This window comes from Pseudomonas rhodesiae (genome assembly GCF_007858255.1).
Classification (GTDB): domain Bacteria; phylum Pseudomonadota; class Gammaproteobacteria; order Pseudomonadales; family Pseudomonadaceae; genus Aquipseudomonas; species Aquipseudomonas rhodesiae.
On record NZ_VFEU01000016.1, the window covers coordinates 110,082 to 117,163 of the forward strand.

Genomic DNA, 7,082 nt, shown 5'->3' on the forward strand with positions numbered 1-7,082 from the left:
CCCCTCCCACCTGGGTTACCGCTGGTCTTAGGACTGGCGCAAGGCCCGGTCGGTCATTTGATGCGGTAGTGAAAGGTATTGCGCACCGCCGGCACGGCCACGGCCTTGCCATCAACGATCCTCGGCTGGTAGCGGAAGGTGTTGGCCGCCGCCAACGATGGGCGGATAAACAACGGGTGGCAGCCGTCCAGTACTTTGGGGTTTTCCACGCGGCCCTGGGGGTTGACGGTGTATTCCACCGAGCAGTCGCCTTCGATGTTTTTGTCCAGGGCCCGTTCGGGGTATTCCGGGGCTTCCTTGCTCAATGGCATGTATTGGCGGCTGTCGAACGCCGGAGCCGAAGCAGGTACGGCGGCGCGGGCTGTTTCGGCGGCCTGGCGTTGTTGGGCCTGGCGTTGCTGTTCCTGTTCACGCTCGCGCTGTTCGCTGGCCAGGCGCTGCTGTTGTTGCTGCTCTGCTTTCTTTTCTTCGACACGCTTGCGCGCCAGGGCGGCTTTTTCAAGCTTTTGTGCCTGCACACGAGGATCGACTGCGGGTTTGACCGGCGTTGGCAATACCACCGGTTCCGGCGCTGGCGGCGTCACCGCAACCGGTTCGGGGGCCGGTACTGGGACCGGCGCCGGGGGCAGCATCACCAGTTGGGTGTGCATCACGCTCGGGGCCTCCGGCGTGAGCGGTTGTGGCGCCCAGCCCAGCATCAACAGCGCCAGCACGATTACATGCAAGGCCACCGCCAAACCGGCGGCCAGGCTATTGCGCCAGAAGCCCAAAGGCGCCGCGGAGGCCATCGGCAAGATGGGACTGTGCATGATCATCGCCGTCATTGCGGGGCCTCGGTCACCAGCCCCAGGTTGCTGACACCGCCCTTTTGCAACACCGCCATGGCAGCCACCACACGGCCATACCCGGCATTGTCATCGGCGCGGATATACACCTGGGTGTCACTGCGCGCCGCCACCACCTGCGCGACCTTGGCGCCCATTTCTTCCAGGCTCACCGCGCTGTCGGTCTGGTGCTGGGTGTCCAGTTCCTCGCCGAGGTTCCAGTAGTAACCGCCGTCGGCCTGCACCGACAAGGTGAGGATTTGCTGGCGGGTGTCGGTGGCCAGCGCCTCGGCGGCAACCTTGGGTAGTTCGATCTTCACGCCCTGGGTCAGCATCGGCGCGGTGACCATAAAGATCACCAGCAGCACTAGCATCACGTCGATATACGGCACCACGTTCATTTCGGCCTTGGGCCCGTGCTTGCGTTGTGGCCTGACTAACATGGGAGTACTCCTGCTCAGGCGGCCGCGGCCAGGTTGATCGGCGTACCGCGCAGGGTGCGATGCAACCGCACTTGCAGCTCGTTGCCAAAGGCGTAATAGCGGGTGAGCAAGGTCTGGCTGCGCGCCGAAAAGCGGTTATACGCAATCACCGCCGGTATCGCCGCAAACAGGCCGATGGCCGTGGCGATCAACGCTTCAGCGATCCCCGGCGCCACCGTGGACAATGTGGCCTGTTGCACCTGGGACAGGCCGAGGAACGAATTCATGATGCCCCACACGGTGCCGAACAAACCGATATACGGGCTCACCGAACCCACAGTGGCAAGGAACTGCAAACCTTTTTCCAGCTCGATTTCCTGCGCGGTGATCGCCACCTGCAAGGCCCGCTCCACCCCTTCGAGCACCGCCGGATCATGGCTATGCAGGTGCTGGTATTCCTGGACCCCGGCGATGAAGATCGGCGCCACTCCACCCTCGCCCGCCTGCAGGGTGTCACGGTACAGCCCGTGCAAATCCGGCGCCGCACGAAAGCGTTGCACAAAGCCGTTCAGCTGCCGCTCCAGACGCCGCAGCACCGTGCCGCGCTGAATAATCAGGTACCAGCTGCACAACGAGGCCAGCAGCAAAGTTACCATCACTGCCTTGACCAACAGGCTGGCGTCGCTGATCAAGCCCCAGATCGTCATATGTTCCATCGTCGCGTGCATGGTGAATGTCCTCTATCCGTTTAACGTGCAGTGATTAAAAAGTCATGACTGGCTGATGACAGCTCAAGGCAACTTCAACGTGCGGGTCACATCGGCCCAGGGCACGAACTTGAAGTTCTGGGTTTGCTCAGGCATGCGTTTGCGCCCGTCCTGCACTACCAGCAGGCCTTGGTTCCACGGCCCGCCGAGGTTGACGGCGGTGACTTCCAGGCCATCGGTTTCCGATGCGCCGTCGATACCGGCAGCGGCGTTCAGGCCGACCCGGAAGGCACCGCGACTGGCGAACGGCGGCTCGGCATCCAGCACCAAGTAGCTGTCATTGCCCTGGCTGGAGATCACCAGGTAGTCATGCTGCGCACTCTGGTACAGCGCCAGGCCCTCGACGTCCGCGTGCAATTGTTCGCCGACCTTGATCACACTGGTCAGGGTCGCCGGTTGATCGGCACGGGCATCCACCGCCCACACGCCCACGTCTTCTTCGCCGATAAACAGGCGCTGGCGCTGGTCGTCGGCGACGCAGCCTTCGGGCTGGCTGTCGACCTTGAACTGGCGCACCAGCTCACCCTGCACGCGCCCGTCCGGGGCGCTGAGGCGGTATTGCAGAAAGGTGCCGTCCTTGCCGTTGGCGATCGCATAAATGTCGCCGCCGGCGGGCTGGAACAGGCACATGCCGTAGATCTCCTTGAGCGGCGTCGGCACTTCACCAGCCTCGCGCAACTCGCCGGTCTGCCGGTCGATGCTGAACAGGCTCAGGCTGTTGCGATCGCGATTGCTTGCCACGGCCAGGTCCACCGTCTGCTGGCCAAGCTTGAAACGCGGGCGCACGTCGACGTTGTTTAAGCGCCCCACCGCCAGCTCTTGCAGCAGCTTGCCATCAAGGTCGTAGGCCAGCAGGCCCTGTTTTTTGTTAGTGCCGAGCACGCGGCTCTGCCCAGGGTGCTCGGGGTGAACCCAGATCGCCGGGTCATCCGCCGCGTCGCCCTGACGCCCCACCGGCTCGCTCTGGCGCAGCGCGGCGACCTCCGGCAGCACCGGCGCGACCGGCACGGGTTTGGCCTGCCAGTCGAAGGTGCCTTGGTACAGTTGGCCGTTGTCGTCGTCGCGTACCAGCAATTGCCGACCGTTGATTGCCAGTTGCTCCGGCTCCTTGAGGCCGGGCAGACCCAGGCTCGGTTGCTCTACCCAGCGCGCGCCGGAGGACTGAAACAGGTGCAACTGCGCGGTTTTCGGGTCCAGGGCGACCATCCCCCCCGGTACCAGCACCATGGCCCCGGCTTCACGCTTGGAATCATCGAACAGCGCCACCGGCGTGCGTTTCACCGCGGCTTCGGGATGCGCCGGGTAGGCCCACCAGCCGACGTTTTCTTCGTTCACCACCAGTTGCTGCGTGGCGTCGTCCACCTGGCAGAACTGCGCCGACGGCGGCAACGGCACCCCGCGCACACGGCGGGCTTCAGCGAGCAGCGTCAAGCCATTGCCTACCAGCCATTGCTCGCCCTTGCCCTCCTCCCCGACCAGGAACACAAACAGGTTGGCCGCCGCGTCGCGGTACAGGCACAGACCGTTTACCGGAAAATCGCGGGGCGGCAGGTACAGCGGTTGGCCCCAGGTTTTAGCGGCGCTATTGAGGTTGATCAGCAGTGCCTGCTGGCGGTCGTTGTCGAGGCTGGCGACCACTGCGTGGGGGCCGGTGGCGCGTGTATCGAGGCTGCTGAAGTGACCGTTGAGACGCGCCAGTTCGGCGCCCTTGCTGTCGAGCAATTGCAGACCGTCACGGGGGCTGGCGGTGAGGCGCGTCTGACCGTCGGGCAGGAAGGCCACGGCTTCGGCCTTCAGGCTGGGCGCCCAGGGCGTCAGCGCCAGATCAGCGGCGAAGACGGGGCCGCTGGTGGCCAGGGCAATCAGCAGGTACAGCTTGGAAATTCTCATGAACGAACAAATCCTTCGGAAAAATGCAGAACGCTGTGGGCTTGGGGCTTCAGTGGGTCAGCTACTGATGCGTCAATTGGCAGGCCCTCATCGGGGGCAAGCCCCCTCCCACATTGGAATTGAGTGAGTTAGAAATGCGTGAAGGTCAGGCCCACTTTGTAGGTGGGGCCGTACTCTTCGTACTGGCCGTTGTAGCTGCGGTGGCCGGTGTAGACGAAGTACGACTCATCGGTAAGGTTCTGGGCCTCGAAGCTGACTTGCAGGTTCTTGCTCAGTGAATAGCGCGCGCTGAAATCGACGAAAGTCTGCGCGTCCACATGCAGGTCATGGGCCTTGTCGTTGATCGACGCCAGCTCATACAGGTAGGCCGATTTGTAGTTGGCCGACAGGCGCAGGCTGAGCTTGTCGTCTTCCCAACCAAGCATCAGGTTGCCGACGGTGTCCGACTGGCTGGGCAAACTGATGTTGCGCTTGCGGTGAGTGCCACTGGTAGCGTCGAAGCCTTCGATGTCCGCGCTGGAGCGGCTGAATGTGCTGTTGGCGCCCACCAGCAGGCCGTTCCACGGCGCCGGCAGCCAATCGAATTTCTGCGAATAGGCCAGCTCCAGGCCATACAGCTTGGCGCTGTCGCCATTGGCGTAGGTGTGGGCCTCGGCGAAGTTGGTCCAGGCCCCGGTACCGGCCAGGTCGGTGTTGTAGACGAAATTCTGGATGTCCTTGTAGAACACAAACGCTGAGACGGTGCCGGCACGCCCCATGAAATGCTCGATGCCCAGGTCCAGGTTGCTCGATTCCAACGGCTTGAGGTCCGGGTTGCCGAAGGTGGCCTCGTCATCGTCAATCACAAAACCCGGCGCCAGTTGGCCGAAGGTCGGGCGCACCACGGATTTGGTCCAGGCCGCACGCACCTGGGTGTTCTTGTCGATCTGATAGCGCGCGTGCAGGCCCGGCAGCCAATGGTGGTAGCGGCGCCGGGTGTCGGTGGCGGTGAACTGACCGTCGGTGGCGCCGGTGCCCTTGGCTTCGAACTCGGTGCCTTCGTAGCGCAGGCCGGCGATAAAGCGCCAGTCGTCGATATCGATCGTGTTCATCAGGTAACCGGCGTTGATGTCTTCACGCATAGTGAAGTCGTTGACCCGGGATTCGGTCTCGTCATAGAAGTCCGCACGGTTGAGGCCGCCGATCAACTGCTTGATGCCGCTGGCGCTGATGCCAGGGCCGTAGTTGCCCAGGCGATAGTCGACATTGCCCTTCTGGAATTGCGTCAGGCTGAGCTGCTGGTCGGTAAAGCCCAGGCTGTCGAAATCCTTGTAGACCCAGGCTTCCAGGTCGTTGTCCTTGTTGCGCCGGCTGACCTTGCCGCCGAATTTGACCTGGGACGCATAGCCGCTCAGGTCGTAGTCGCGGGCCAGGTCCAGGCGCAGGTTTTTCTCAGTGTCTTTGGTGTTCTGTTTTTCCCAGTCGACTTTGTCGAGGGTGAAGTTGGCCGGGTCGTAGAAGGCGCTGCCGATGATCGGGCGCGGTTTGTCTTTGTCATAGAAACCGCTGTTGGCGAAGTCACCGCCGTCGAAGGTGGCGCCGGCAATATGCGCGGGGCTGTCTTCGCTGGACTGGCTGTAACCGGCCTGGCCACTGAGGGTCCACAGGCCAAGCATGCGTTCGCCGCCGAACACGTAGGACTGAATCTCCTGGGTCTCTTCGCGGTTCTTGAGCTTGCGCTTGCCCTCGGCCTCGCCCAACTGGCCGGGTGCCTGCGGGTCGGCGAATTCCAGGCTGTTGGAGTTGCGGGTCTCGGTGTCCGTGTAGCGGCTGTACAGTGTGCGCAGGTAGTAGCTGCTCAGGTCATCGGGTTTGTAGTCGAAGTTCAGGCCACCGCCGGCGCGTTCGCGGCTGATGTCGTAGTCGCGCTGTTCGAACTCGTTGAGCCGGGCACCGTCGGTGAAGTCCCAGGCGCCGCCGGTCTCGACGTTGTCCGAGCCGAAGTCGCGCTTCTGCCAGCTCAGCGCCGCGGCCACGCCGAAGTTGTCGATACCATCGCCGAGGCTGAAGCGGTTACTGGCGGCCCCGGAGAATTTGGGGCTGGTCTGGCGAGTGTTCTTGTCGTAGCTGGCTTCGCTGCTGCCGGTGTAGAACAGGCCTTTGTGATCGAAGGCCGACAGGCTTTGCACATCGACGGTGCCGCCCAGGGAGTTGGCGTCCATATCCGGGGTGAGGGTCTTGATCACCGACAGCGACTGCACCAGCTCCGACGGCAACACGTCCAGGGCCACGGCGCGGCGGGCGCTCTCAGGGGCGGGCACCAAGGTACCGTTGATGGTCACGCTGTTGAGGTCCGGGCCCAGGCCGCGCACGCTGACGAAACGCCCTTCGCCCTGGTCGCGTTCCACGCTGATGCCAGGCAGACGTTGCGCCGCTTCGGCGACGTTCTCATCCGGCAACTGCGCCACGCCATCGGCATGCACCACGCTCTTGATGCTGTCGGCGCTGCGCTGCTCCTTGAGCGCCTGGCTGATCGCGGCGGCCTGGCCGACCACGTCGACATGCTCGGTGGTGGCCGCGTTGGCCGCATAGAGCCGCTCGCTGGCTATCGCCAGGGCCAAGGCGGTAAGCGTGAAGCTGACGAGCCCGGTGCGCTTGTACATGCAATCCTCCCCAAGAATCCGTTCGACGCCAGGCAAAAGGCCCGACAACTGGGAGGGCACGCTAGGGGTGGGGGATGACGGTTCTGTGACAGCGATCGGCGTAAAGCCCTGTAAACCGCGGCTTTCAGCCATGTGCTGAGATGAAATGAGCTGATATGACCTGCAAATCTCCCCTGTGGGAGGGGGCTTGCCCCGATGGCTGTCTGGCAGCCGACAGATATGCCAGCTGCCCCACCGCCATCAGGGGCATAGGTATCTACATAGCATGAGAAAATGAGGTTGTTGTGGTAATGGAATGGACGCCCCCTTCCTAACGGCATCTATGTGCCAAAGTTAAAGTGTTACCCACACTTAGCGGAAGGGAGCGTCCTCATGCAGCTTACGACTGTTTCGGTTGACTTGGCAAAAAACGTGTTTCAACTTCACGCGATCGATCAACAAGGAAAAACAGCGCTAAGGAAGCAGCTTAAACGTGAGCAGGTTGTCCCTTTTTTTGCCAACCTGGAGCCCTGCCTAGTGGGCATGGAGGCATGTGGC

Annotated in this window: 5 protein-coding genes and 1 pseudogene; 1 reads left to right on the plus strand and 5 read right to left on the minus strand. The window is 62.8% G+C overall.

Features of this window, described 5'->3' with window-relative positions; genetic code table 11:
* Positions 1 to 53: 53 nt before the first annotated feature.
* The 5 genes from FIV35_RS20795 to FIV35_RS20815 all read right to left on the minus strand — a co-directional run bounded on the left by FIV35_RS20795 (position 54) and on the right by FIV35_RS20815 (position 6,545).
* Entirely contained in the window at positions 54 to 824 is a 771-nt protein-coding gene (locus FIV35_RS20795) for an energy transducer TonB (RefSeq protein WP_034138426.1), read from the minus strand.
* On the minus strand, positions 821 to 1,267 hold the full coding sequence (gene tolR, locus FIV35_RS20800) for a protein TolR (protein WP_034114013.1): 447 nt from the start codon (positions 1,265 to 1,267) through the stop codon (positions 821 to 823). Before tolR ends, FIV35_RS20795 begins: the two co-directional genes overlap by 4 nt.
* A 14-nt stretch (positions 1,268 to 1,281) precedes the next feature.
* A complete protein-coding gene (gene tolQ, locus FIV35_RS20805) occupies positions 1,282 to 1,974 on the minus strand; it encodes a protein TolQ (protein ID WP_034098384.1) in 693 nt (230 codons plus the stop codon).
* A gap of 63 nt (positions 1,975 to 2,037) precedes the next feature.
* A complete protein-coding gene (locus FIV35_RS20810; RefSeq protein WP_034138427.1) occupies positions 2,038 to 3,903 on the minus strand; it encodes a phytase in 1,866 nt (621 codons plus the stop codon).
* 128 nt (positions 3,904 to 4,031) lie between these two features.
* Entirely contained in the window at positions 4,032 to 6,545 is a 2,514-nt protein-coding gene (locus FIV35_RS20815) for a TonB-dependent receptor (protein ID WP_034138428.1), read from the minus strand.
* Positions 6,546 to 6,917: 372 nt separating this feature from the next.
* On the opposite strand from FIV35_RS20815, the pseudogene FIV35_RS29950 reads away from it, so the two are divergent.
* A pseudogene (locus FIV35_RS29950) lies at positions 6,918 to 7,082 on the plus strand (IS110 family transposase); the annotation flags it as partial.

Excerpts from the sequence above, each read along its gene's own strand:
- FIV35_RS20795 (WP_034138426.1), bottom strand. The coding sequence starts at position 824 with ATGACGGCGATGATCATGCACAGTCCCATCTTGCCGATGGCCTCCGCG.
- tolR (WP_034114013.1), bottom strand. The coding sequence starts at position 1,267 with ATGTTAGTCAGGCCACAACGCAAGCACGGGCCCAAGGCCGAAATGAAC.
- tolQ (WP_034098384.1), bottom strand. The coding sequence starts at position 1,974 with ATGCACGCGACGATGGAACATATGACGATCTGGGGCTTGATCAGCGAC.
- FIV35_RS20810 (WP_034138427.1), bottom strand. The coding sequence starts at position 3,903 with ATGAGAATTTCCAAGCTGTACCTGCTGATTGCCCTGGCCACCAGCGGC.
- FIV35_RS20815 (WP_034138428.1), bottom strand. The coding sequence starts at position 6,545 with ATGTACAAGCGCACCGGGCTCGTCAGCTTCACGCTTACCGCCTTGGCC.